Source organism: Thalassotalea sp. ND16A (assembly GCF_000764205.1).
Lineage (GTDB): Bacteria > Pseudomonadota > Gammaproteobacteria > Enterobacterales > Alteromonadaceae > Thalassotalea_A.
The window spans coordinates 269,938-294,713 of sequence record NZ_JQDZ01000112.1 but is presented as its reverse complement, the minus strand read 5'-3'; the positions used below and the strand labels follow the sequence as shown (position 1 = coordinate 294,713).

Sequence of the window (24,776 nt, the reverse complement as noted above, 5' to 3'; positions counted from 1 at the left end):
GCATTAGAGCCTAGTTAGCCCTAGGTTTTACCGCGCGGCGGTAATTACGCGAGGTTAAACCCCCGCCAACCATTATTTGGGCGAAGTTAGCCCTGGTTGGCGGGAATTCATTCTCGCGTTATTTATTTTAGGAAAAATAATGTTTTTTAATATTCGTGCCGCAAATAAGCAGGCACCGCAATCAGGACTGGCGCCCAGCTGCCTGCTTCTGTTGGGCACCTTGCTGCTCAGTCCGCAACTCATTGCCCAAGATAATAGCTCAACTGATGAGCTAACGTTATCTGCGGCAATTAAACGCACGCTGCAACAAAATCCGGCGTTGCAAGTGTTCAAGTTTCGCCAGGCCGCACTTGCCGGCCAACAACAAACGCAAAATTTAACTCCCGGTTATGAATTGGGTTTTGAAATTGAAAACTTTGCCGGCACCGGCGACTTAGGTGCCCTCGACAGTAGCGAGTTTACCGTATCGATATCGTCCATTATTGAGATCGGTGATAAACGCGCAGCACGTGTTGGCGTAGTGCAAAACCGCAGTTTGTTACTCGCGGCGGAACGTAAAATTCAGGCGCTAACATTACTTGCACAAGTCACGCGGCGATACATTGACGTGCTTGCTGCACAAGAGCGTGTGGCATTAGCGAAAGAAGCCAGCCAGTTAGCGGAAGATACGTTAGCAGAAGTTGAAAAGCGGGCAAAAGCGGGGAACAGCCCGAAAGCAGAAGTTAAGCGGGCGATGGCTGCGTTAGGCAATACTCGTTTGACCTTATCTGCTGAGCAACAACGTTTCGAATATTCTAAAGTCGCATTAACTCTGCTGTGGAACGAAACCACACCTACATTTGCTCAGGTTGACGGCAATTTGTTTCACTTTTCCGAAGATGTTGCCTTTACGACTCTGTTTGCCAAAGCCAAACAAAACCCGGCTGTTTTGGCGTTTGCCACCGAGCAGCGCCTAAAAGATGCGGAATTGCGTTTAGCTCGTAGCAACTCGGCTACCGACATCCAATGGAGCGTTGGCATTAAGCAAATGCAAGAGGTGGACGATACCGCCCTTACCGCAAGCTTTAGTGTGCCATTATTTGCTCAAAAAAATAATACCGGCGCCATCATTACGGCACAGGCCGCTCGTGATGAAGTAGTCGCCAGAAAAGCAGCAAGCTTAGTCAAATTGCATCGCCAGTTATATCGCGCCTTTGCCAATAGAAAACAAGCCATTTTCACCGTCAACAGTTTAAAAGACAGCATTATCCCGACGCTGACAGATGCGCTGGCAGAAACACAACTTGCCTATCAGCAAGGGCTCTATAGCTATCTGGATTATTTAACGGTAAGACAAGAGTTACTGTTTGCCCGCCGCGCAATGATCGACTCCGCCGCAGCGGCTTTACAATTCGGCACCGACATTGAAGAACTCATCGCCGAGCCTTTACCGGCATCACAACATAGCTCGAACACCACATTTCCAGGAATTGCACCATGAATGCCATTACTCAAACCAAAAGCTTAGCCAAAACCTTAACAACATTGATCTTTTGCAGCACTTTAACCGTTACGTTAAGCGCCAGTGCCAGCAATGAAGATAAACACGCTCAACACTCAGAGCAGAATGATGAGCACATAGCGCAGCCTAATGATAAGCATAACGATCAGCATGGCGATGAACATGCTGACGAGCACGGTGATGAACATGCAGAACAAGGACATATTGAAATCTCTGCTGATCAGGCAATGCAAGCCGGTATTGTTTCAAAAACGGCAGCAAAGGGTGAAATAAAACAAACCATCACGGTATATGGCAAAGTCGTGGCCGAAGCAAGTGCTAACAGCCAGGTTCGAGCACGCTTTCCCGGCATTATCACCAAGTTATCCGTCAATATTGGTGATACGGTTGTCGCCGGTGATATGGTCGCCGAAGTTGAATCGAACAACAGTTTAATGCGTTATCGCATTACCTCGCCTACCTCCGGTGTAGTAACACAGCGTAATGCCAATCCTGGAGAGTTGGCCAATGAACAAGCTTTACTCAGCATTGCCAATTACCAACAGCTATGGGTTGAATATCAAATTTTTCCATCTCAGGCGCAACAAGTTACAACGGGCCAGCAAGTTACCATTTTAAGCGAACACCTACAGGCAAACTCGCAGATAAAACACCTTATTGCCAGTAATACCGCATCGCCTTTCATGATTGCCAGAGTGCCGTTAAATAACGAACTAAACCAATTTTCGCCGGGTTTGTTACTCTCCGGCTCGGTGGTAGTAAATCATATGCCAGTGCCATTGGTTGTGGACAATCGTGCCATTCAACTCATCGACAATGAGCGAGTGATATTTGTCAAAAATGAGCATGGCTTTGAAAGCAGAGAAATAGCATTGGGGCAAACCGATGGCAGCTTTTCTCAGGTGCTTTCGGGTTTGCTACCGGGCGAGCAATATGCCGTGCAAAACAGCTATTTACTGAAAGCCGACCTGGGTAAATCCAGTGCCGCGCACCATCATTAAGGGATAGAAGATGATCGAATCAATTTTGCGCCTGTCTATCGCCAGGCGCTGGCTCATGATGTCATTAACGCTGTTACTTATTGGTCTTGGTTATTGGAGTTACCATAAGCTGCCGATAGATGCCGTGCCTGATGTGACCAATGTGCAAGTACAAATTAACACCCGAGCAACCGGCTACTCGCCGCTAGAAACCGAGCAAAGGATCACCTACCCGGTTGAAACGGCATTAACCGGCCTGCCCAATTTAGCCTACACCCGTTCACTCTCGCGCTATGGTTTGTCGCAAGTTACTGTCGTGTTTAATGAAGGCACCGATTTATATTTTGCCCGCAATCTGATTAATGAGCGGTTAAATGCAATCAGCAGAAAGTTGCCGGCAGATCTTGAGCCGGAAATGGGGCCTATTTCCACCGGTTTGGGGGAAATATTCATGTATACCATTGAAGCGGCCCCTGATGCTGCACAAGCCAATGGTCTCGCCTATGACGCAACGGCCTTGCGGGAAATACAAGATTGGATCATCAAGCCACAACTTGCCTTAGTAAAAGGCGTGACCGAGATCAATACCATAGGGGGGTATGATAAACAGTATCACATCACCCCGTCGCCTCGGAAAATGCTGCAATTTGGCATTAGTTTGTTCGACATCACTCGCGGGCTAAACAACAATAATAGCAACCGCGGTGCGGGCTACATTGAAACCAACGGCCAACAACTTACCGTACGTTCACCTGGACAACTGAAAACCATTACTGACATTGAGCAAGTGGTGGTCAAACACATCAACAGTGTACCAATCACCATTAACGACGTTAGCGATGTGGCTATTGGTAAAGGATTACGCACCGGTGCTGCAACCCGTGATGGCAAAGAAACCGTATTGGGCAGTGCGATGATGCTAGTGGGAGAAAACTCCCGAACGGTGGCGCTTGCGGTTGCTAAAAAACTGGAACAGGTGAAAGCCTCTCTGCCAAAAGGCATTATCGTCAAAGCGGTATATGACCGCACCACCTTAGTCGATAAAGCGATTGCCACGGTACAAAAAAACCTGACCGAAGGCGCGTTGCTGGTTATTGCCGTGCTGTTTTTATTATTGGGCAATGTCAGGGCGGCATTAATTACTGCCGCCGTGATCCCGTTAACCATGCTGGCAACCATCACCGGTATGGTACAAGCTGGAGTGTCGGCAAACCTGATGAGTTTGGGGGCGTTAGATTTTGGCTTAATTGTTGATGGTGCGGTTATCATCGTTGAAAACTCAATCAGAAGGATGGCTCAGGCACAACGCCATAAAGGCAGCCGCCTTGACAGAAATGAGCGACTGCATACGGTTTTTCAAGCTACCAATGAAGTGATCCGGCCGAGTTTATTTGGCGTCATCATCATCACTGTGGTGTACATTCCATTGTTCAGCTTAACCGGCGTTGAAGGCAAAATGTTTCATCCAATGGCAGCGACTGTGGTTATCGCCTTATTATCGGCGCTGGTACTGTCATTAACCTTGGTTCCCGCCGCCATCGCCTTGTTTATGACCGGCGATATCAGCGAAAAAGAAAGCCGGGTGATCAGCGCGGCGAAGTCGTTATACAAACCGGTGCTAATTGCGGCGATGAAAATCCATTGGTTGGTGTTATCTGCCGCTGTTGGATTGGTGGCATTTTCGATGTGGTTAGCCACAACCTTAGGCTCTGAATTTGTACCGCAATTGAATGAAGAAGACATTTTATTACAAGCCATTCGTATACCGGGTACCGGTTTAGATCAGTCGGTGACCATGCAAAAGGCGCTGGAAGATAGCATTAAGGGTTTTCCACAAGTGAAAAATATCTTTTCTAAAATCGGTACGCCCGAAGTTGCTAACGATCCTATGCCGCCGAATATTGCCGATACCTTTATCATGCTAAAACCTCGACATCAGTGGCCTGCGCCGAGTATGACCCATGCTGAGCTGGCCGCAGAAATTGTTGCCGCCGTGTCAGGACAGCCGGGCAACAACTTTGAGTTAACCCAGCCAATCGAGATGCGTTTTAATGAACTGATCTCCGGGGTGAGAGCCGACTTAGGCATTAAAGTTATCGGTGATGATCTTGAACAGTTATTAACTTCGGCCAATGCGATAAGGGAAGTGCTTGAAACCATAGACGGCGCCGCCGATATTCAAGTGGAACAAGTAACCGGCTTGCCAATGTTATCGATACTGCCAAAACGCAGTGCCATTGCCCGCTACGGCTTAAACGTCGCGCAATTACAACAAACGGTTGCCGCCGCCATCGGTGGGGAAACGGCGGGCATGATATTTGAAGGCGACCGCCGCTTTAACATGGTGGTTCGATTACCTGAGCCTATTCGCCAAGATGTACATAGACTCAGTGAGCTACCAATATTATTATCTTCTGGTGGATACGTGCCATTATCGGAAGTAGCGACACTTGATATTGCCCCAGCACCAAACCAAATCAGCCGTGAAAACGGCAAACGCCGCATTGTGGTTACTGCCAACGTGCGCGGCAAAGATTTGGGCACTTTTGTTGCCCAAACCAAGTCGATAATTAACCAACAAGTGAAACTCCCTGCCGGCTACTGGTTAGAATACGGCGGTACCTTTGAGCAACTCGAATCGGCAAGCCAGCGCTTATCCATTGTCATTCCATTAACGCTGGCGTTGATACTCGGCCTGTTAGTGATGGCATTTAGCTCAGTGAAAGATGCGTTGATCATCTTCACCGGCATTCCTTTGGCATTAACCGGTGGCGTGATCTCCCTGTGGTTACGCGATATGCCGTTATCAATTTCTGCCGGTGTGGGCTTTATTGCGCTCTCAGGTGTGGCGGTGTTAAACGGCTTAGTGATGCTGGCCTTTATTCGCGACTTGTGCAAAGAGCGAGGCGAACTTATCTCCGCCATTATTGACGGTGCGATGATTAGACTGAGGCCCGTATTGATGACCGCCTTAGTCGCCGGCTTAGGTTTTGTGCCGATGGCACTCAATGTTGGCACCGGTGCCGAAGTGCAACGGCCACTTGCCACAGTGGTGATTGGTGGCATCATCTCCTCAACATTGTTGACCCTGCTGGTGTTACCCATCCTTTATCGACTTGTGCATGCGCGCAGTTTTGTTAAAGACAATGCACTTCGACAAGGTTAGTAACGAATACTGGTACACCCTCATCAGTTAAATCCACAAAGTTACCTGTAATGGTGCAGGTAACTTTTTCCTTCATTCTGGCTTCGTATTAAGCGCTAATCAACGCCTAAGAAGCCGCCCGTTTGATGAGCCCACAATTGCGCATAAATGCCAGAGGATTTAATTAACTGTTGATGAGTGCCTTGTTCAACAATGTTCCCTTGATCCAAAACAATCAGCCGGTCCATCGCGGCAATCGTTGATAACCGATGCGCGATGGCAATAACCGTTTTGCCTTGCATTAATTGATAAAGACTTTCTTGAATCGCCGCTTCCACTTCTGAATCCAGAGCGGACGTTGCTTCATCAAGTAATAAAATAGGGGCATTTTTCAGTAATACCCGAGCAATGGCAATACGTTGCCTTTGGCCGCCTGAAAGTTTTACGCCGCGTTCGCCAACTTGCGCGTTTAAGCCATGATTACCATCGGGATCGGTAAGGGTATCAATAAATTCAGCAGCTTGTGCGCTTTTAATGGCCGCTTGTAATTGCTCGTTACTGGCGTCTGGATTGCCATATAAAATATTTTCTCGAATCGAGCGATGCAATAGCGAGGTATCCTGAGTCACCATGCCGATGTGCTCACGCAGTGAATCTTGTTGCACCTGGGTAATGTCTTGTTCGTCTATTTTAATGGTGCCTTGTTCAACGTCATAAAAGCGCATCAGTAAATTTACCAGAGTTGATTTTCCAGCACCTGAGCGGCCAACCAATCCGACTTTTTCGCCAGCCTTTATATGTAAGTTAAGCTGTTCAATTACCCCGGTATTTTCCCCATAATGAAAGCTAACCTGATTGAAATCAATCGCGCCTTCGCTAACCTTTATTGGTTTTGCATCTTTTACATCTTGAATTTCAGTAGGTTTAGACAAGGTATTAATGCCATCAGCAACGGTGCCGATATTTTCAAATAACGAGCTGATCTCCCACATTATCCACTGCGACATACCGTTTAAACGCAGGGCTAAACTTATCGCGATGGCAATAGAGCCTACGGTGACAGCATTTTCACTCCATAGCCAAATAGACACTGCGGCAATAGTGAAGGCGAGTATATAGTTGATGATTTGCACGCTGACATTAATGCCCGTTACCAGCCGCATTTGTTTATAAACGGTTTGTAAAAAGGTTTCCATGCTTTGCTTAGCATAGTCGGCTTCTTTTTTCGTATGCGAGAATAGCTTTACCGTTTCGATATTGGTGTAACTATCAACGACCCTACCCACCATGCCCGAGCGTGCATTGGCTTGTTCAGTAGAAACCTTTTTAAGGTTCGGTAAAAATTTCACCTGGATAGCAACATAGCCAGCCAGCCAGATTAACATCGGTATCATCAAACGAATATCGACCTTGCCAATCATTACCACCATAGAGGTAAAATAAACGAGAATATACACTAAAACATCGAGTAATTTAGTTACCGTTTCCCGCACCGCCAGTGAGGTTTGCATCACTTTGGTGGCAATTCGGCCAGCAAAGTCGTTTTGATAAAACGACACACTTTGTTTCAGCAAATAACGATGTGCCAACCAGCGGATCGACATTGGGTAATTGCCAAGCAAGCCTTGATAAACAATGAGTGCATGCAATAACACCAGTGCCGGGATCAGCACTAACACCAACACCGTCATCCCCAATAAACGCATGCCATGAGCTTCAAATAAGGTCTCCGGGTTATTATTCACCAATAAATCGACCAACTCCCCCATAAAACCAAATAATGACACTTCCAGCACCGCTAACATCGCGGTTAAAATTGACATCAGAATTAAAGGCAGTTCAAAACCCCGAGTATAATGGCGACAAAAAGCGTAAACGCCTTTAGGGGGTTGCAGAGGATCTTCCGGGGGTAAGGCAGATACCCAGGATTCGAATCGTTTAAACATGAATTTACTCAGTGGCTAGTATGGGGTTAACATTTTATTTACCAGAAGATTAATCATATAGGAATAATCAATGCACAGTGAAGTTTTATTTAGTGGATATACAGGTGAATAATTGCTGGCAACGCAGCTCGCTTACCAGCGAAATATGTTTAATAATTCAATAACTTTCTAACTTGATCGGCTTGTTGCTCAGCATTTTTTTCCGCTTCTAATCGCGCTTCTTCTTTGGCTGAATCTATTTTTTCTCGGCGACTGTCATTGATATATTGCAAGGTTACACGGTTTATTAATGCTGGTTCTTCTTCTTTGGCTGAGGCAAGAATCGCTTGTAAATCGGAAATTTGACCATTAAGTTTGGCAATTATCGCCTTACTGTTTAATAGTTCGTCGGAGTCTGGTTGGGCTTCGATGTGGTTTGGCTCTGGCTCTAAATGCCAATTATTAAAATCGGTGGCTACCTTTTTAAAGCCCCAAATAGTGGCAAGGCTGCACTGATTAAATAACTTTGCCGCGTCTGACAAAGAAACCCTGTTGGTTATGATCCATGTACCATTGATTAAGGCTTCTTGATTTGAATAATTTGCGCTAGAACTTGAGTTTATGGTGCTTTTTGCAGAACGTACGATCACATTACCATTGCTAATAGCTTCGTCAAACAGGGTTGCTATTGTTTTGGTTTTTCTAAAAGCCATAATAATCCATATCATTCGGTAACATGCCTAAGATAAAACAAATTACAGTTTAAAACAAGCCCGCCGCCAGCTGAAAAGAATCATAAAAACGTATTGAAACGGTTGTTTTTATTAGATTAATTTAAGACTGACGATAACGTCATATTTTTATCGGGGATAATTAATGATACGGCAATAAAAAGCTCAGCCAAGGTGGCTGAGCATACTGGAATTGACACGGCTCGCCTTAGTCGGGTTATTTTGCCGATAATAATTCTGGATTGATCACCAGATTCCTGACCCCATGCGCGTGATCTTCTTTAAACACATTGCCTTCACACCACTGCCCTACCGTGTCGACGTTCACCTTCGCAACTCTCGGTCGAACACTCCAGGATACCTGAAACGGCGAGCCTGATTCATTGTAACCAGGACCTGTGGTGGAGCCCGCATATTGCACTGGCGTGCCGGTGTTACCAGGGATATTTACGGCTTGATGCAAGCCATTTTTTTCACCGTGCTCGGTCAAGGTTGTAAAATCAAGTGCATTGCTATCATTCACTAACACAAACACTTGTGTTTCTACCCGCAATTGCGGGTTACCAATGGCATCATTCATACAAGAATTTAATGTTGGCCCGGGTTTGACTTGCGCGCTTGAATGCACATAATGCACTTCAATAGTATCTCCTGGAGTAAGCGCACCATGTTTACTTGGACAAACACCTTTACCTGTCGATTTTAATTCTGCGGCCATTAATTTTCCTGAATATTCAAAACCACTTTGATAACCATGACCATCGCCGTTACCGGCATATTGAGTAAATTCGCCACCTTTATGTTCAGCATTTTTATGAAAATGAATATTACACAGGTTCATTGCGCGATACTCTGCAGCAGCGCCGAATAAACGCTTATTGGAACCGGCAATGGTGTCAATATCACGCGGTGATTGTGGGCCATATCCTTTACCCGCGGTATTTTTTGCTAGCATCATTCGTTGTTGGGCAACGACATCATCAGAAACTTCTGAGCCGGCCTGTACCGCTGATACTTGCGCTATCCCTGGTAGCAATACCGACATTGCTAATAATGTGCGAAGTTTAGTGTCCATTGTGATGTATCCTTTTACTTGAAAGCTAATAGTATAGACGGAATTTTAAATATCGATAAAATTCACTCCGTTGTTAATTCAATTAGTTTGAAAATGTTGATTTGATTTTTCGTTGGTAATGAGTGGCATATTTATGGTTTATTCGAACCAATAAAATGACTAACCAGCTAGACAGTACAAAAGGTGCCGTTAATGCTGGTAGCGGCATAAATTCAAAAAACCGGGTAAGCAAAACAGAAAGTACTATGCCAGAAAGTACTATGCCATAAAGTACCGGCCACCGCTTTTGCTCAAAATGAGCAGAGAGGGCGATGGCAACAAGACAGGCATTGAATCCATAGCTCCCCACTAACAGCAAGTCTTCTGAAAAGCTAAAAATACGTGCAGTTAACATTCCCAACCCGGAACCAATAACCGCCCAAGTTGCAGCCTTGAATGAATGCAACAATATGCCAGCAATAAATACGACTCCAGAAAGCCAGTAATCTTGAAACATCACTTGCCCTACTCCGCGCAACACCGAGTAAAAGTCGCCGATGGTAGTCGTTGCCAGGGGAACTGTTAACCTATCGATTCCGGCAATATTAACGACGGTTAAAATTAACCAGGTTGAAATAACAAACGGGGCTGTATAGGCCGAAAAGACTGAAAGCTTCAGCTGCATAAAATGCATGACGACAGTGGCTAGCACACCGCCAGAAATGACCAAAGCTAGCGAAAACACGCTAGGCGGGAGAAAGAAAAATACCGCGATGCCGACAAGTGCAGCATTGAACCCATAAAGGCCGTTTTGAAATGAGTCTAAGTCATATTGCAAAAGCTTAGCACAGACTAAACCCGCGAGTGTTGCAATGCTGGCACCAAGAAGCATTAGCGGTGAGTTTAGCCCAATACCAATCAAGAATAGCAGGCCAGTAAGCATGTTTCCCTGCAGCATGATCTGACCAAAACTGTGAAGAAAACTTTTTGTAACCTGATTGTAAGGGATGTTCATACAGACCGCCTGAGATAATAATACGCATCAACACTTCAAACCTTTGTCTTGAAGTGCTTTCTTATTCGTTCAGCGGCATAATACCTTTTGAACAGCTTCTGATTTAGATTAGCTGCTAGCGATATATTTTAGTGTTTCAACAACTTGCTCAGGGGTTGTCGCCCAAGCATGAGCTGCGCCATCTACTTCTTTAAGTGGATGCACTATTTCCTCACTATGTAGAGTGATATAGGGCTTGCCAAGCGCGGCACAATAGCCGGCATCAAAGGCCGCATTCCATTGCTTGTATTTATCGCCAAAACGGATAACGGCTAAATCACAACTCTCAATCAATGTTTTGGTTCGCATGGCATTCACTTTGGCGGATTTATGATCGCGCCAAAACGGCTGGCTTTCATCACCCAGAATATCGCCAGCACCGTCACTTGTATCATGGTCGGTAACCGCTGAACAAAATTCGATGTTTAAGTCATGCTGCTGACAACCTTGAATAATTTGCTCTCTCCAATCGGTATGAATTTCACCAGAAAGATAAACCTTAAATTTCATAACTATGTCCTATATGTTGATATTTTCGATAGGCCTTGAGCCATTAGTTAAATAATACATGAGTTCTGACAATTTCAGTATATGGTATTTACTTAAGTTCATTCCACTATGTGAAATTATTGCTAACTGTTACTTTTGAGATTCGATTCACTTCTAACGACACCAGTGCTGACTTGTTAGAAAAAAACACCGTTTTTAACCTTGAAAGCAGATAAAACGCCAAATTAACCGTCAATAACTAAATTCGTTGCCCGTAGGCAAAACTGCAATTAGGAAAGAATTTATATGAATCGAGTGGTTTAAGTTCTATGATTTCAATGCTACTTACGTTATCGGTTTCAATTTTTTTTTCAATTTCGAAATAAAACCACCAGCGCTGATTAAATGAGGTTAATTCGATGTAAGGGTAACTTCTTAATTTCCAAATCCCTTTCAGATGATCATTTCTCTCGCTAGATTTTGACTGAAAAACAAATTGATAAGTTTGATCTCGATTTAACTGTATTTTGACAGATGTATCACAATCTCGGCTTTCATATTCATTGATCAGATCTTGTACCGGAATTTTATCGTTTTGTTTCATCCCTTCAGGAAGAAGGTATAAGCCTACACTATTTTTTTTAAACCAATGGTTGCCATTGACCAGAAATTCAGTATTTTCTATAGGCCAACCTATTTGAGAAAGTGAATTAAGCAGATCATCTACACCGTTATCATCAGTCAAAAAAGGAGAGTAAATTAACGTTGATTGAGTAACGGTATCCGGAAAAGGTGAAGTGTTAGTTACCACATCAAAGCCTAGTTTTTCTATGTTCTCACTGATTGTTTTTATTTCAGTCTCAGATAAATAGCGACCATACATGTGCACTTGCCCCGAACTACAGCCAATAGAAATAAAACTGACTAACATGATAAAGATGAGTTTCATAGAATGTCATTCCTTAGGGGTAGGACGAACGCTGTTATAATGGGAAAAATGTAACTGATTAGACGAGAAGCGGCCAGTTACATTGTCCTGGTTTAGGAAATGGTTATGTTTAAAATTGATAACCGAGCTGTATTATGCCACCGATATCTAAACCGTCATCATCATTACCGGCCGTAATGGTAAAACCGAGGTTAGTTCCAGAGTGACTGATACCATTAAAAAAATAATGGTAGCCCAAGCCCACACCGTAAACAGCATCATCGTCAAAGTGATTGTCCTCGCTAGCAACAATACCCAGGTATATGCTGGTACCATGCTTGGTATTGGTTGAGTTGAACAGGTCGGTTTTTACCCAGCCCATACCAGCACCGCATGTTTCCCCTGCTAAAGAAGAATAGCTGACGCAACCAAAAGAGAGGTATTTTAACTCCGTTTCCGATTGAACTCCGACGTTCACCCCCAAGCCGCTATAGAAAGTGCCAAGACCAGCACCGAAAGTAAAACTTTCTTTTGCTGTGGCTTGAAATGATATGGCGAGTACCATAGAAAAAAGATAAATTTTTGTGAATGTTTTCAAAAGTAATCCTTACTTTATTTATAATTTTAAATGTTGATGCCGGCCAGAAGCGGTGAATAATAGTTGCTTAAATTGCGTCGCGATACTGGCCGACTTGTTACGATTTCAATTGCAGGCTTTGTTACCTATACATGGCACGTTGCTTAGCATCTCGATTGGGGTCGGGATCATCCACGCTCTGTGTAGATTGAATTAACTCAAGGTATTGAGCAGGCACATTGGTTTCTTTTGCCCCGACAACCACGTGATTGAGATACCAGGAAAAAGGCTTTAAGGATGGATCAGTACAAGTTGCGTAATACATTAACGCGGCAAACACATCACCCGAATCATTTTTTACCGTGACGACTTTTTCTTCGTAACCATCTCCTAAACCTTCAACTCTATCCAACACTTTCTTGTCAGCCTCAGTAATTTCAAAAAGAGCACCAAAGAGCTTATCGTCTTTGTTCGTGGTTTGATAAGCGTCACACTTGCCAGAGCCATCTTTACCCACCTTATGAAAACGCAATTGATGCCCTTTCAGCATAAAAACACCAATTTTGTCCACACTTGGGGCTCTTTCTTTGAGCCTAACAACAGACATATTTGAGCCATAGGCAAAATACTTCACCAAACCTCCTGCACCGTTAACGCCCCCTATGAACGAATAAACACTGGCCGATAAACAGTTGGCTTAAATGTGAGGCGAAACAAAACCCAGCCAACGGTTAAAATTCATCGCTTTCTAAAATAGTATACGCGCCAATACCAACCACAACACCCGCTAAAGGGTTCACCAAAATTGCGGCTACGCCACCGCCAATAATTGAAATCGTTTCCGAATTTAGGTTTGAGTTAGTCGCCGTTTGCAGTGGTTGTTGTTCTGTGTTTGCTGGTGAATTGTCATTAACAGCTTTAGTTACCGGTTGACTGGCACAACCAACCAAAAAAGCACTAAAAATTATCGAAACAGAAAAGCGTTTAAACATAAAATATCCTTATCGTTTTTGGAAAAACTGGCACTAGGCTTGCCTGCCCCGGCTGATGAAGTTGCTAACCGTTAATTTAACCATTCAATCTAACTTGGAAAAAGCGTTAAAGCAATGTTCTAGATACTATTTTTATAATTAAATGCCGCCTTTTTTGATCTCATGGCATCAATAAATACCCAATAAACCAACCTCAAACTTCAGTGCACTCGAGTTGCTTGTGATTAATTATCGCTCAACTGCTGAAGCACCGCGGCCAGGTGTTGGGCAAAGTTATGATGACCATCGCGGTCCCAATGAACGCCGTCGATAATGGATGGTTTGACGACTCGCCCGGCATCAAGAAAATGAACATTCAGCTCTTTACTCAGCTCATAATAAGCCGATGCTATGCGCCTAGAGTACGCGATCATCTGAGAAAATTCTTCGCCCAGCTCTGCAGATGCCACTAACGGCGCGGGGGCAACCAACATTACTTCGGGATTATCATATGGCGCGTAATCAAATTCCACGACTTGTTCACAGAGCGCCTTGGCACCGTCACGAATATCGTCAACTGACTGGGCAAAACTTGCTTTGAGATCGTTGGTGCCCAACATGATGATCACCATATCCAGTGGCCGGCAACTTTCCAAATAGAGCTTTAGCATTTTAGAACCATTGCGAAAGGCTCTATCCGGTTCATCGCGCATCGTGGTGCGGCCATTAAGGCCTGCTTCATGTAAGCAAAATTCATTGCCTAACAATGACTGAGTCATCGCGGTCCACCTGGTTGCTTGATCATACCGATAACCAGAGCCCGGTATGTAACCCCAGGTATTGGAATCTCCGAAACATAATATATTTCGCATCTAATGGTTTTCCTTAAGATATTGCGGTAATGGCATAGTTTAGAGCGGTTATAGCATTAACCTCAACCAAAGATTCAGGATCTCACCTTATTTTCTTGTAAAAGCCGACGTTCAAAATATTGCGAATTCTAGCTTTCACCGACGGTGCCTCATCCCTCATTGCTATTGCAACTTACCATAGCTGACGAAATGCTCATAAGTACCTTACGCTGGTAACGCCAGATTATGCGGCTAAATCAAAGTTTGCCAGGCATGAACACAGCAAGCGTTTAGGGGTACATCCTTATCCGGCTTGTATCACATTAGTACAGCGCATTAATTTAATACCACCTACATCTGTTGAGAAACCAGCACTTGCATAAAACGCTTCCATTTCGGGTAAACAATATAACTCAAAGTGTTTTACCTTTTTCAACGCCTGATGATTCTGAACTATGCTGATAAGCTTTTGCCCTAAGCCATTTCCTCGTTGCTCAGCATTTACCATTACATCAAAAATAAAGGCCTTGTAGATAAAATCACTAATGATACGAGTAAAGCCAATCAGGTTGTTATCTTTGTCCAGGATACCAATACAAATTTGCGAGCCTTGTACGCAATCGATAATGTCTTCAATTGAACGGTCTTGCCCCCATCCCACGTCTTGGTACATTTGATGAAGCTGTTTAAGATGATTATCTGAAAAACTATAAATTATCGTCATATGTATTATGATCCCTAATGCCAGCTGAAGCGGCTAATTAGTGTTGGTTGAAATGTTTAAGTTTGCTGAATCAGGATTTAGTACTTCTTCAGTAAATCGTTTATCGAGATATTTTTCATCCAGAGTTTTGTGCCAAAGTCCTTTTTTTTGCCCTTTATCTCGAGCAATTTCACCAATTCGTCCCGGGTTATAAGGGAAAATTTGTTGTGGTTGATACTGGGCTATCGCATCGGTATAAGCCTCTTCGGGAGAAATTATTTTCCAGCCCTTAAATTGACTGAGCTTGGCATCTGCCAGCAAGAAGCTTTGGACATATTGCTCCAAACTAATTTTATTAAAATCTGGATGATTGTGAGTATGATTAGCGATGATATGACCCGCTTGGTTATAAGCTTTCAGTCTTTGTATGCCTTCAGCATCGAGTCTCTTACTATTAGAAAAGAATGCGACCTGTTGAACCTGATGATTTTTTAATTCCTCGATTAATTTTTTGGCTCGATTAGGGCCATTGAAATAACCTTCGGCCTTTCGCGGAGAGTCATCAAAAGTAATCGCTATCTCTTTTGACTTGGATAATGGACTAATGCAAAGAAGCAGCAATAAGAGTAAATATAATTTCATTTTGGTGTCTGTTATAAAAGTTGAGGTAGCGCCATTTTAAGCGGCGAATAATTGTTGGCTATACTGTCAGTCGAAGTGGGATCCAGCCAACGGTTATGAGTACGACTTTAAAACCATGTTGTGCATTTTAGATAAGTTATCTATGAAAAATGGCTATTTTATTTCCATCTAGATCTCTAAAGTATGCGCCGTAGTAAGCTCCTTCATTTCTTTCCCCGGGTTCTCCTGCGCTAGTAGCACCCGCCTCAATAGCCATCAAAAACACTTCATCTACTTTATTACTGCTAGTGAGATTAAACGCAACCATGGTGCCATTGCCATGAGTTGCTGGTTCACCATCAAATGGCACCGTGAGAGCCAATTTTGAGCCGCCGCCGGCAAATTCCCAAAAAATCACTTTATCTGATTTAAAAATTTGTCTGCCACCAATGGCACCCAATATTTCAAAATAGAAAGATTCAGCCTTAACCAGGTTATTAGTGCCCAAGGTTGTGTGAGAGATCATAGATTAAGTCCGTCTGCTGCATAACCGCTTAGTTAAGAGGATCATTCCTACATTCCGATAGTAGAATAAACCTGTTTTTCATTTAAGTTGTTAATCTAACGTGGAAAAAATGTTAACGCAATAATCTGTATTTGTTTTTTAGAAATAAAAACTAATTTATATTTTTAATTAAAATGAGGGCAAGTAATTCAATAGGGTGACTAACGTTTCTCTGGCACATTTCGCCCGCAAACCGTTATTGGTTTTTTAAAGCTTCCATAGCTTGAAATCGAGCCAGAATGAATTCGATAAACAAACGTACCTTACCTGGAATATATTTTCGCTCCTGATATAGCATATGTATCTTCCTGGAACGAGACTTCCAGTTAGGTAGCAACCGCTTAAGGCGTCCTTGTGCAAGCGCCTCTGCGACAACATAATCGGGGAGGTTAACAATACCCAACCCGACCTCTGCGGCTCGGGCGGCAAGCTTTAATTCATCGACTTTAAGGCGAGCGACACAATCTATATGCACTTCCTCGCCATCCGGGCCTTCTAAATGCCAGATTTGTGTGCGCTTAGGAACAATCAGAGTATGTTGATATAGCTCCTCAGGGTGCTGAGGTTCTCCCCGTCGTTGCAGATAGTCTGAGCTGGCACATAAACTGAAAGTAGACTCCATTACCGGTCTTGAAATCCAATTTTGTAGGCGTATGTCGCCAATGCGAAACGCAATATCAACACCTTCTTCAACCAGATCTATATTTCGATTGACCACCATCAGATCCCGTTGAATTCTGGGAAAGCATTCCATAAATTGAAAGAACCATTCGGCCAGTAACTCATTAGTCAAACTTACCGGAGCTGTCACCTTGAGTGAACCAGAAGGTTCCGCCAACTCATCATTAACTCTATTGTGGTATGCTCTAGTTCACTAAATAAAGGTTGGCACCGGTTAAAAAGCTTTTGACCCGCTTCGGTCAAAATCATCTTTCTGGCGTTACGCAGCATTAAACGATAGCCTACATCTTTTTCCAACTGCATCACTATTAAGAGTACGGCAAGAAAGTGAGTTAGAGCGAATCGGCGATACCCGCACCCGTAAAATTGACGTACGGGTTGTTGCCGCGGCGAATGAAGACTTAGAGGCAGCGGTTAAAGAAGGTCGCTTTCGCGCAGATTTATTTTATCGCTTGAATGTTTACCCTATCTACGTTCCTCCTTTAAGAGAGCGGACCGAAGATATTCCATTACTTTGCGAACACTTCCTGAAAAAATATAGTGCCATGTATGGCAAAAATAATTCAGGGATCAGCGATAAAGCGATGCAAGCACTTATGCAATACAAGTGGCCTGGCAATATTAGAGAACTCGAAAATATGATCGAACGGGGCGTGATCCTGAACGATAATAATCAAACGATTAGCTTGCCGAGTTTATTCCCATCGCTGTCAGAACCGAGCCACCCACTGAATGTTATCGATAGCCAAGGGCAACTTGCTGAAAAATCACAGCCTAATGAAATAAATGACGCCTATGCAGTGGACGAAATGCTTGGCGATGAATTCAGCCTAGAGGCACTAGAAAAGCAGTTAATCGAGACCGCGATGGTTCAATCCAATGGTAATGTTTCGAAAGCCGCGAGAAAACTGGGCCTTACTCGACCAGCGCTATCTTATCGACTAAAAAAACTCCAGGAGAGTGAGTAAAGCTTACAACTATACGGGAAAGTAAAGTATATCTGCAGCAAGCCACGGTGCAGCAATGTTATCTCACACCTTTGATGACAACAAAAATAACCATAAACAACAACCGAGTGCGACGAAATAACTTAATGAGCGAATCGTAGATAAATTAAAAATATAACAGATTGAATGGGTAACTCTTGCTATGCAGAAAACAACGGCAGCATAAGTCGATTGAATGGGGTCGGCGCCAACAACGTGTGCGATTAGAACAGCTGGTGCAAACATCATTAACGCCTCCCAAGAATTCTGTTGAGCTGCCCATGTTCTGGCACCAACACCGGTTAATTTTGCAACTTGCTCTCTTGGTTGTTCGTTATCGAATACGCCAAACTCTTTAAATCTTATGTAGTCACTTACCAAGGCGAGCACAAAAGGCATCAAAATTATAAAAAGGACGCTCCATAAAGGTATTGTCATTTAATCCCTCTCCCTAGTTATTATTCTGCTTTACTCAATGCTGTTAGGGCAAATACAATGCAGCCACAGCGCGTAAGCGCCCGCCGCTGAGAATTTGTCCCAGTGAATGATGAACGACATAATGCACTTGTGGATTGTTGCTGCATTGAGCCTCAAATTCTGATTTTTTTAAAGTGCCAAAGGCTATCCGTCAGCCTCGGGTCGACGTCACTTCGTGGATACAGTCACAGGTAATACCAGCTTTTGCATGATGCTTTTCAATCGCTTCTTTATTCGGAGCGTCCAACACACAATATATCTTATTGTCCTTTTCACTGAACAGTATGTCGTGGTGCGTTACCCCGAACTCGTCCGGCGGTGCATCCTGCAAACTTTTCAATTGGTCCGCTGAAAATGGTTCCATGGGGTGGCTATCGATGAACTTTGGCATGGTTACTCCTCCTACTCCCTATAAAGATAGGTACTTGCCGGATGCCTTTTATCAACACCCAACCCGTTAATAAAAGGTGATCGGTCTAAGCTTATTTATCGCCTTGGTTGATTGCAACATCCTTATTATAGTGTGGTCATTCACGATTATCGAGGAACCGCTGGTTAATAATCGAATCAAACCGGTCATGGTAGCAGTCAGCTATCCGCAGATAGCTATGTCAGAGCTTATTTATTTTGTTATTTAAACCATTCTCTGAATTAAAACCAAGCTTGTTTCAAGAAAAAACTCACTGTAATAGATCATTTTCACTATCTGCAAATTTTCTATTGCACAAAAGGATTACAAGTGTAATATTAACCATAGATTACAACTGTAATCCATAGTTAAAATAAAAAACATACTGAAGAGGTAACGTTTTTTTCGCAATGAATCCAGGCACAGCAATGATATTCAAACAGCGTTAATATCTGAAAGTGCAGCTTTATTAGTTATCAAAATATAAGAGAGAAAGCTTATGAATGAAAAAATAGAAATCACAAAAAAGGTCATAAAAACAGAGTTGCTATCAAAATTTTTGTTAGTTTTTATCACAATATTGTTTGTTGGTAGTAGTCATTTCGCTTATGCTCAGGCAACGGCTTCAGGTCAAACAACTCATTTTCAACCCATTATGAGAATTGAGCCTATCTATCCTAAACAAGCGTTAACAGATTTAACTAATGGGTATGTTTTACTTTCCTTTACTATAGAAAAAAATGGGAAAGTATCAGAAGTTTTTGCTGAAGAGGCTTACCCCAAAGGAATTTTTGAGAAAAGTGCTATTAACGCAGTGAAAAAGTGGAAATACGCTCAAATTGACCAGAAAGAAAAGCAGGTAAAAGTAAAGCTGAAATTTGGAGCCATTGATACCTACGCAAAGAAATAAAATTATTAGTTTTTTCATCCAACCCTAAATGACCGCTAGAATAAACACCCATTGTAATTGGCTATCAGTTACAGTGTGTGTCTTATTTATATCTTTTCTTCATCCGTAATAAATAATAAGAAGTCATTGGGTGGTTTCGCTTTCATCATATCTTGTCGCCATATTGCTTGGATGAACAACTTGGAAACTAACACTAATGAAACTATATGAGCCAAGGCGATGCCGACAAGCACTCCTGTTATTGAGGCATACCAGCCGCCTAGGGCTGCAAACAGTAATATCAGCACTATTTTATGGGCAAAACCTAACACACTGGCGTTCGCCGATTTACCTATGGCATTTAAACATGACAATGCCAACATAGTGCATCCTGCGCCGATAAAACTCACCGGAACATAAATCAGGTAATGCTGAAGATAGTGCTGTAAGTGGTTACTTTGGCTAATTTGAGCAGCAATCATTTCGGCATTAAGGTATAACACCACAGCCAGCAACACTTGCGTAACAGTAATAATAACGAACCCTTGGATAATTAAGGCTTTTACTCGGTCAAATTTGCCAGCCCACCAATTTGCCGCTAATACCCCCGGCAGTGAAGCCGTAAAAACCATCGGAATAAATAAACCTAATGCTTCGATGCGAAATATGATGCTTAATAGTGCGACTTGCTCTTCCGTGATGGTAGCAACATAAAAAGTAAGCAAACCAATGGTAATGGGCAGATATAATTGTTGCAGACTGGCATTGAGGCCGGTGACCGACATTTGCTTGAGCGTATTTTTCCAGCGCATCGCAGTAACTTGCTGCTTTGCTATGCCCAAGTCACGAAACAGTATCGCTAATGAGAGTAAGGCAAACAGGGTATCTGAAATCAAGTGAGCATAGCCAGCGCCGAGAATACCGGTATCCAAGAACTGAGAGCACTGCCCGTCGCCGATTAAGCTATAGCTTAACATCGATTTAACCAACATCCAGGTGATTAACAACACACTGGCTTGTCTGATATAACCAAAACTGCGCAATGCCCCATTAATTTGCCAAATCAGTACCAGAGGTATCCAGCCGATTAACCTGATTTCGGTGTATTTCGTCACCAAAGATGTCATACCAAGTTCAATGCTAGGTTGGGCAGAAGATTGAGTACCAAGCAAAACGTAGAGTGTCGGGGCAAGTAAGTATAACAATGCAGATAAAATAAAGGTTAAACTGGCGACTAAGATAAGTGCTCGTAGTAAATTACTTTTCAGTTCATTTTGCTCTGCAATACCACTGTTGTGGTCAACCGCTGATTTAATGCGGCATATCCAACTATTCGTGGCAATAGAAAAAGCAATGGCTGCTCCTGTCATTACCAAAGTTACTGGCGCACTAAAACTTAATGCCGCAAGATGACTAGAGCAAAGCCTGGCGATTAACCCGGTTTCAAATAAATCGTAAGCAGATAACAAAAAAACCGCCGGCAATATCGGCAACGAACATGACAAGATAAGCCTAAATATTGGCGTATTTAGCATCCAATGTTGCTTGCAATGTTCCATTTAAGGTCCTTTCTTACTAACGCGAGACTGAAATGAAGTTTGATTGATGGAGAGTTTTCATACCAAATTAATTAAATATGAGCAGATATTTAATCAACTTGGTATATTCTCCCCAGCTGTTGCGCACAGATTAACCGAGAAAGTGTTACTCTGGTTTTTTGAATAATAACGTGAAACGATCTGAGTTTCCGCGAACCGTTTTTCGACCCACTTCATAACGCAACTCATCGTCTGATTTATAATGCAAATTTGAATAATCGACTAACACAAAACCTGCTTGTTGAATTTCTTTAATCGCCAACACCGGATCAAAACGTCGACCATTTTCATCATTCTTTTTTTGCATATGTCTACGAGTGTGATCAACTACGCCATATACGCCACCAGGCTTTAATGCCTTAAAAGCAGCGCTGTTCACACTGGTACGTTCTTTTTCATCAAAATTATGATAATTACGGAACGTCAGCACCGCGTCGAGATCGTTAACTTCAAAATCGAGATTTTCAAACTCGTAACCTTCGCTGCCCACTAATTTAACTTTATCAAAAGGCTGTTTTGTTAGTAGCGAGTCTTTGAGGTGTTTCGTACCCAGGCTTAAATAAAATTGACCATTATCTCGAAGCGCAGGTGCCAGTAATTTTGAATACCAACCACCACCTGGCACCAACTCCAAAACTTTCATGTCATCTTTTATGCCGAAAAACGTCAACGTTTCTGCCGGTTTTCGGTTTCTATCGCGATCTTTATCTTTGTCAGTACGAACGTCAGATGACATCGCTTGTTTAATGTTTTCAGAAAAATCGCCAGCGATAAGCTCAGTAGAAATGAGTGTGGTAACCATAAGTAAGGGTAATAATATTTTTTGCATGAATACTTCCTTTAAATTTTTGCTTTAAATTGTGGTGTTAAATTTAATCGCTTACCTTGTTGCGATTTATTTGCGGGAATTAAAGCAAGACCTCAAAAAATAGTCTTATAAGAAACTTATAAAACGCCGTTATAGAAATTTTATAGATTTTTTGCTGCTGCTGAGAACCGCGTTTTTGCTGGGAATTTTAGCCGTTTCATGCCGAATAAGGTTGGCTTAAATAACAGCAATAGTCTGTAGAGTGAGGTATGACAAAATTGCGCATTTACATTTAGACATAACTTAAATTCATTTAAACGCTAAAAACCTGCACTTCACCTTTATCTTCAATATATTAGTAACGCTTGCAGCAATGATACGATAAGATGTAAACCAGATATTAATCAGACATTAAAACAATTTAATTTAATTAATAAAAACAATGCGTTATAAATTTAAAGAGTTCAACTTTGACAGTGCCAGCTTAGTGCTGATGAAAAATGGTGAGGTTATCTCGATTCGTCATAACGAAGCAAAAGTCTTAGCACTGTTGCTTGAAAACGTTGACAAGGTGATAAGCAAAGAAGGTATTTTATCCGATGTTTGGCAAGATAAAGTAGTTTCAGAACAAGCGGTTTTTCAAAACATTAGCAGCTTAAGAAGCTTGTTTGGCAGCCAGGCCATTAAAACGTTTCCAAAGCGCGGCTATCAATGGCAACTTAGCACAAAGCCTCTGACGGATGATTTGCCATTGACGGCAGCCCCGGTAGGCGATCTATCCGTAGGTGATATACCAGTAGCCGATTTACCCGTATGCAACTTACCAATAGACGATATACCAGTAGGCAATTTACCGGTAGAAAACGTCTCGGTTAAGTCAGCACAAACTGGCTATTGGCCTTACGTGTTTTTGCTGAGTTTGTTGGTGATTGTTATTGGTTTTTTCACTTGGCCAAATAACACAGCGCAAGAAAGTCATCCTCCAGCCATTCGCTTAGCGTATATTCCCATTGTTGATCAGCAAGCAACAACTCGCCTGGCTTTACTCGATAATGACAAATTTGATTATACCGAGTTAACCCATATAAACTCAGCAAACTTTCTCACTTCTGCGGAGCTTGAATATCCAAATTTGGCTGAGCGCTATCCATTTATATTGACTGGCAAGATACGAGAATATCAGCAAAAAGTGTATCTCGATTTCTTATTAAAAGGTCCTTATGTTGACTGGCAAGGACAGCTCTACGCCAACTCTAATGAGGAACTTGTTCAACAGTTACAACAGCATTTAGCTCAGCCATTTATTTATCAATTCTTGAGTAGCCCGCAATCACCTGAGTTTAAAAAGTCGAGTTTGTCACTTGCCCATCAGCAGTTGCCAGAAGACCGTAATATCCTTTGTCATCTTATTGATATCTATATAGAAACAAAAGAACTCGACAAAGCGATGGCGTTAGCGGAAAAATTGGCGACGCAGGCAAGAACACAAGATGATTGGCAACAATTAGGGAATGCGCTGCTGTATCAAAGCACCGTTTTAACCAGTAAAGACTTGTATCAACTGAGCGCAGATAAGTTGGCATTAGCCACCAAAGCGTTTGAAAATATAAATGATTTATCCGGTCAAGCGGATGCCTGGAACGCGCAATCTTGGTTAGATCACAAGTATGATGATTACGCCGCGATAAAAGCGAGTTTATTAAAGTCGGCGCAATTGGCTTTTGCTGCAGCAGATAAGCCGCGTGAGCTGCATGCATTAACCTATCTTTCAGTCTTGGCACACAAACATCAGCAAGAAGATGATAAATACGCATATCTTCGTCAAGCTGAAACTAAAATGAACGACTATCAATTACCCATTTATCATTTTGCTAAGGTGCCGTTTCATTATGCAATATTTGCGCAAACGCCTCAGGCCAAAGAGCCGCATTTAAAGCAAGTGTTAGAATTCACCAAATTGACACCTGATCATTGGGTTGCTCAATCAAGCCGTAAGCAATTGGTATTACAATACATTGAACAAAAACGACTGCAGGAAGCGCAAGCGTTAGTTGAGGCGATGAATACCGATAATGCACAAAACTCTTATCTTAAAACCTTGTTAGCAAAAGCAAACCTGAAAATGGAAGAGTTTATTGTTCATGCACAACGTACGTTTGAACAAGCACAGTTAGCTGGCAATCATACCCTAAGTTTGGATGTTGCTCTGCTGTTATGTAGCACGGCAAATATTGATGTGAATTATGATTTTTATTCGTTATACATCGATGAAAATGCATCCCTAAGTTGGCGACGCGATAATGAAATGAAATTGCTCGCACTTAATCAATAATACTGCTTATTGTACCGAGTAGGCACGGTCCCAGTTGGCATCAGTGATGTCTGCTAAGGTGCTTTGTGCAAAGAGTTATCTGCTACTGTCCATTCGCCTTGTTCTACTTTGCGAATTTCACTACGAATAAGTTATCGCTTCCACGAAACATTTAAGAAGACATACATAATTATGAATGGCTAATTTAGTCTGTGTGTCTAGATTAATGCGCGCCGCCACGATGCACATCATTTCCAGCACCATATACATACCCTTTAATATTGAATACCTGGCTGATAATGACATCAACCACTGACAAAAGACCACCAATCTCTTACGTTATACCAGTTCGCGTAATGATGTGATCAATTGAGAATGATATAGAAAGTTTTAGAACAACTGAAATTTTGAATAGATAGTTATTCATATCTTTCCGAAATTTCAGGAAGTTATCAAGCTTTATATACATTCCCGAAGGGTAACTCATATGTTGTTTATATGAGTTACTCAATGATCAGATCA

At 42.6% G+C, this 24,776-nt stretch carries 24 protein-coding genes and 1 pseudogene; 7 read left to right on the top strand and 18 right to left on the bottom strand.

The window, feature by feature from the left end; translation table 11 throughout:
- Window positions 1-139: 139 nt before the first annotated feature.
- The 3 genes from ND16A_RS02815 to ND16A_RS02825 are packed head-to-tail and all read left to right on the top strand — an operon-like array spanning window position 140 to window position 5,647.
- Window positions 140-1,480, top strand: a complete 1,341-nt coding sequence (locus ND16A_RS02815) for a TolC family protein (RefSeq protein WP_033078926.1) — start codon at window positions 140-142, stop codon at window positions 1,478-1,480.
- Complete coding sequence (locus tag ND16A_RS02820; protein ID WP_052073277.1) at window positions 1,477-2,502, top strand: efflux RND transporter periplasmic adaptor subunit; 1,026 nt, start codon at window positions 1,477-1,479, stop codon at window positions 2,500-2,502. The genes ND16A_RS02815 and ND16A_RS02820 overlap by 4 nt, the downstream gene beginning before the upstream one ends.
- A 10-nt stretch (window positions 2,503-2,512) precedes the next feature.
- A complete protein-coding gene (locus ND16A_RS02825; RefSeq protein ID WP_033078925.1) occupies window positions 2,513-5,647 on the top strand; it encodes an efflux RND transporter permease subunit in 3,135 nt (1,044 codons plus the stop codon).
- 95 nt (window positions 5,648-5,742) lie between these two features.
- On the opposite strand, the gene ND16A_RS02830 is transcribed toward ND16A_RS02825, so the two are convergent.
- The 14 genes from ND16A_RS02830 to ND16A_RS02895 form a co-directional block, all read right to left on the bottom strand.
- Complete coding sequence (locus ND16A_RS02830) at window positions 5,743-7,572, bottom strand: ABC transporter ATP-binding protein (protein ID WP_033078924.1); 1,830 nt, start codon at window positions 7,570-7,572, stop codon at window positions 5,743-5,745.
- A gap of 149 nt (window positions 7,573-7,721) precedes the next feature.
- Window positions 7,722-8,264 (bottom strand): hypothetical protein, encoded by a 543-nt coding sequence (locus ND16A_RS02835; protein ID WP_152593924.1) that lies wholly within the window; start codon window positions 8,262-8,264, stop codon window positions 7,722-7,724.
- 235 nt (window positions 8,265-8,499) lie between these two features.
- Window positions 8,500-9,357: a delta-class carbonic anhydrase gene (locus tag ND16A_RS02840; protein WP_033078922.1), complete on the bottom strand. Its 858-nt coding sequence runs from the start codon at window positions 9,355-9,357 to the stop codon at window positions 8,500-8,502.
- 82 nt (window positions 9,358-9,439) lie between these two features.
- The gene (locus ND16A_RS02845; protein ID WP_033078921.1) at window positions 9,440-10,351 is read right to left on the bottom strand and encodes an urea transporter; all 912 of its coding nucleotides are present in this window, start codon (window positions 10,349-10,351) and stop codon (window positions 9,440-9,442) included.
- Window positions 10,352-10,459: 108 nt separating this feature from the next.
- Window positions 10,460-10,900, bottom strand: coding sequence for a YtoQ family protein (locus tag ND16A_RS02850; RefSeq protein WP_033078920.1), 441 nt, complete (start codon window positions 10,898-10,900; stop codon window positions 10,460-10,462).
- A gap of 238 nt (window positions 10,901-11,138) precedes the next feature.
- The gene (locus tag ND16A_RS02855) at window positions 11,139-11,828 is read right to left on the bottom strand and encodes a hypothetical protein (RefSeq protein ID WP_033078919.1); all 690 of its coding nucleotides are present in this window, start codon (window positions 11,826-11,828) and stop codon (window positions 11,139-11,141) included.
- 109 nt (window positions 11,829-11,937) lie between these two features.
- Window positions 11,938-12,405, bottom strand: a complete 468-nt coding sequence (locus tag ND16A_RS02860; RefSeq protein WP_052073276.1) for a hypothetical protein — start codon at window positions 12,403-12,405, stop codon at window positions 11,938-11,940.
- A gap of 121 nt (window positions 12,406-12,526) precedes the next feature.
- Window positions 12,527-13,018 (bottom strand): gamma-glutamylcyclotransferase family protein, encoded by a 492-nt coding sequence (locus ND16A_RS02865; RefSeq protein WP_033078918.1) that lies wholly within the window; start codon window positions 13,016-13,018, stop codon window positions 12,527-12,529.
- A 97-nt stretch (window positions 13,019-13,115) separates the two neighbouring features.
- Entirely contained in the window at window positions 13,116-13,376 is a 261-nt protein-coding gene (locus ND16A_RS02870; protein WP_033078917.1) for a hypothetical protein, read from the bottom strand.
- A 224-nt stretch (window positions 13,377-13,600) separates the two neighbouring features.
- Window positions 13,601-14,227, bottom strand: a complete 627-nt coding sequence (locus ND16A_RS02875) for an SGNH/GDSL hydrolase family protein (protein ID WP_033078916.1) — start codon at window positions 14,225-14,227, stop codon at window positions 13,601-13,603.
- A gap of 283 nt (window positions 14,228-14,510) precedes the next feature.
- Window positions 14,511-14,930, bottom strand: a complete 420-nt coding sequence (locus ND16A_RS02880; protein ID WP_033078915.1) for a GNAT family N-acetyltransferase — start codon at window positions 14,928-14,930, stop codon at window positions 14,511-14,513.
- 33 nt (window positions 14,931-14,963) lie between these two features.
- Complete coding sequence (locus tag ND16A_RS02885; RefSeq protein ID WP_052073275.1) at window positions 14,964-15,551, bottom strand: polysaccharide deacetylase family protein; 588 nt, start codon at window positions 15,549-15,551, stop codon at window positions 14,964-14,966.
- Between the two features lie 136 nt (window positions 15,552-15,687).
- The gene (locus tag ND16A_RS02890) at window positions 15,688-16,056 is read right to left on the bottom strand and encodes a VOC family protein (RefSeq protein ID WP_033078914.1); all 369 of its coding nucleotides are present in this window, start codon (window positions 16,054-16,056) and stop codon (window positions 15,688-15,690) included.
- A 235-nt stretch (window positions 16,057-16,291) separates the two neighbouring features.
- Window positions 16,292-16,933 carry a substrate binding domain-containing protein gene (locus tag ND16A_RS02895; RefSeq protein ID WP_081945671.1) on the bottom strand — a complete coding sequence of 214 codons (642 nt, stop codon included), beginning with the start codon at window positions 16,931-16,933 and terminating at the stop codon, window positions 16,292-16,294.
- A gap of 154 nt (window positions 16,934-17,087) precedes the next feature.
- Here ND16A_RS02895 and ND16A_RS22065 point away from each other — a divergent pair.
- Both ND16A_RS22065 and ND16A_RS22060 read left to right on the top strand, forming a co-directional pair.
- Window positions 17,088-17,486: pseudogene (locus ND16A_RS22065) on the top strand (sigma 54-interacting transcriptional regulator); the annotation flags it as partial.
- A 99-nt stretch (window positions 17,487-17,585) separates the two neighbouring features.
- Complete coding sequence (locus ND16A_RS22060) at window positions 17,586-17,744, top strand: helix-turn-helix domain-containing protein (protein ID WP_268746320.1); 159 nt, start codon at window positions 17,586-17,588, stop codon at window positions 17,742-17,744.
- 63 nt (window positions 17,745-17,807) lie between these two features.
- Here the strand turns inward: ND16A_RS22060 and ND16A_RS02900 are convergent, their stop codons facing one another.
- Both ND16A_RS02900 and ND16A_RS02905 read right to left on the bottom strand, forming a co-directional pair.
- Window positions 17,808-18,200, bottom strand: coding sequence for an MAPEG family protein (locus ND16A_RS02900; protein ID WP_081945669.1), 393 nt, complete (start codon window positions 18,198-18,200; stop codon window positions 17,808-17,810).
- Between the two features lie 190 nt (window positions 18,201-18,390).
- On the bottom strand, window positions 18,391-18,630 hold the full coding sequence (locus ND16A_RS02905) for a nickel-binding protein (protein WP_033078911.1): 240 nt from the start codon (window positions 18,628-18,630) through the stop codon (window positions 18,391-18,393).
- Between the two features lie 517 nt (window positions 18,631-19,147).
- Between ND16A_RS02905 and ND16A_RS20410 the strand changes: the two genes are divergently transcribed.
- On the top strand, window positions 19,148-19,558 hold the full coding sequence (locus ND16A_RS20410) for an energy transducer TonB (protein WP_052073274.1): 411 nt from the start codon (window positions 19,148-19,150) through the stop codon (window positions 19,556-19,558).
- An 86-nt stretch (window positions 19,559-19,644) separates the two neighbouring features.
- Here ND16A_RS20410 and ND16A_RS02910 read toward each other — a convergent pair whose 3' ends face one another.
- Both ND16A_RS02910 and ND16A_RS02915 read right to left on the bottom strand, forming a co-directional pair.
- Entirely contained in the window at window positions 19,645-21,096 is a 1,452-nt protein-coding gene (locus ND16A_RS02910) for an MATE family efflux transporter (RefSeq protein ID WP_033078910.1), read from the bottom strand.
- Window positions 21,097-21,241: 145 nt separating this feature from the next.
- Window positions 21,242-21,964: a class I SAM-dependent methyltransferase gene (locus tag ND16A_RS02915; protein WP_033078909.1), complete on the bottom strand. Its 723-nt coding sequence runs from the start codon at window positions 21,962-21,964 to the stop codon at window positions 21,242-21,244.
- Window positions 21,965-22,385: 421 nt separating this feature from the next.
- On the opposite strand from ND16A_RS02915, the gene ND16A_RS02920 reads away from it, so the two are divergent.
- Window positions 22,386-24,275, top strand: a complete 1,890-nt coding sequence (locus ND16A_RS02920) for a winged helix-turn-helix domain-containing protein (protein ID WP_033078908.1) — start codon at window positions 22,386-22,388, stop codon at window positions 24,273-24,275.
- Window positions 24,276-24,776: the final 501 nt, after the last annotated feature.

Excerpts from the sequence above, each read along its gene's own strand:
- ND16A_RS02840 (WP_033078922.1), bottom strand. The coding sequence starts at position 9,357 with ATGGACACTAAACTTCGCACATTATTAGCAATGTCGGTATTGCTACCA.
- ND16A_RS02850 (WP_033078920.1), bottom strand. The coding sequence starts at position 10,900 with ATGAAATTTAAGGTTTATCTTTCTGGTGAAATTCATACCGATTGGAGA.
- ND16A_RS02835 (WP_152593924.1), bottom strand. The coding sequence starts at position 8,264 with ATGGCTTTTAGAAAAACCAAAACAATAGCAACCCTGTTTGACGAAGCT.
- ND16A_RS02815 (WP_033078926.1), top strand. The coding sequence starts at position 140 with ATGTTTTTTAATATTCGTGCCGCAAATAAGCAGGCACCGCAATCAGGA.
- ND16A_RS02890 (WP_033078914.1), bottom strand. The coding sequence starts at position 16,056 with ATGATCTCTCACACAACCTTGGGCACTAATAACCTGGTTAAGGCTGAA.
- ND16A_RS02870 (WP_033078917.1), bottom strand. The coding sequence starts at position 13,376 with ATGTTTAAACGCTTTTCTGTTTCGATAATTTTTAGTGCTTTTTTGGTT.
- ND16A_RS22060 (WP_268746320.1), top strand. The coding sequence starts at position 17,586 with ATGCTTGGCGATGAATTCAGCCTAGAGGCACTAGAAAAGCAGTTAATC.
- ND16A_RS20410 (WP_052073274.1), top strand. The coding sequence starts at position 19,148 with ATGAATGAAAAAATAGAAATCACAAAAAAGGTCATAAAAACAGAGTTG.
- ND16A_RS02820 (WP_052073277.1), top strand. The coding sequence starts at position 1,477 with ATGAATGCCATTACTCAAACCAAAAGCTTAGCCAAAACCTTAACAACA.
- ND16A_RS02905 (WP_033078911.1), bottom strand. The coding sequence starts at position 18,630 with ATGCCAAAGTTCATCGATAGCCACCCCATGGAACCATTTTCAGCGGAC.
- ND16A_RS02885 (WP_052073275.1), bottom strand. The coding sequence starts at position 15,551 with ATGAAATTATATTTACTCTTATTGCTGCTTCTTTGCATTAGTCCATTA.
- ND16A_RS02900 (WP_081945669.1), bottom strand. The coding sequence starts at position 18,200 with ATGACAATACCTTTATGGAGCGTCCTTTTTATAATTTTGATGCCTTTT.
- ND16A_RS02855 (WP_033078919.1), bottom strand. The coding sequence starts at position 11,828 with ATGAAACTCATCTTTATCATGTTAGTCAGTTTTATTTCTATTGGCTGT.
- ND16A_RS02845 (WP_033078921.1), bottom strand. The coding sequence starts at position 10,351 with ATGAACATCCCTTACAATCAGGTTACAAAAAGTTTTCTTCACAGTTTT.
- ND16A_RS02825 (WP_033078925.1), top strand. The coding sequence starts at position 2,513 with ATGATCGAATCAATTTTGCGCCTGTCTATCGCCAGGCGCTGGCTCATG.
- ND16A_RS02920 (WP_033078908.1), top strand. The coding sequence starts at position 22,386 with ATGCGTTATAAATTTAAAGAGTTCAACTTTGACAGTGCCAGCTTAGTG.
- ND16A_RS02830 (WP_033078924.1), bottom strand. The coding sequence starts at position 7,572 with ATGTTTAAACGATTCGAATCCTGGGTATCTGCCTTACCCCCGGAAGAT.
- ND16A_RS02880 (WP_033078915.1), bottom strand. The coding sequence starts at position 14,930 with ATGACGATAATTTATAGTTTTTCAGATAATCATCTTAAACAGCTTCAT.
- ND16A_RS02910 (WP_033078910.1), bottom strand. The coding sequence starts at position 21,096 with ATGGAACATTGCAAGCAACATTGGATGCTAAATACGCCAATATTTAGG.
- ND16A_RS02915 (WP_033078909.1), bottom strand. The coding sequence starts at position 21,964 with ATGCAAAAAATATTATTACCCTTACTTATGGTTACCACACTCATTTCT.
- ND16A_RS02875 (WP_033078916.1), bottom strand. The coding sequence starts at position 14,227 with ATGCGAAATATATTATGTTTCGGAGATTCCAATACCTGGGGTTACATA.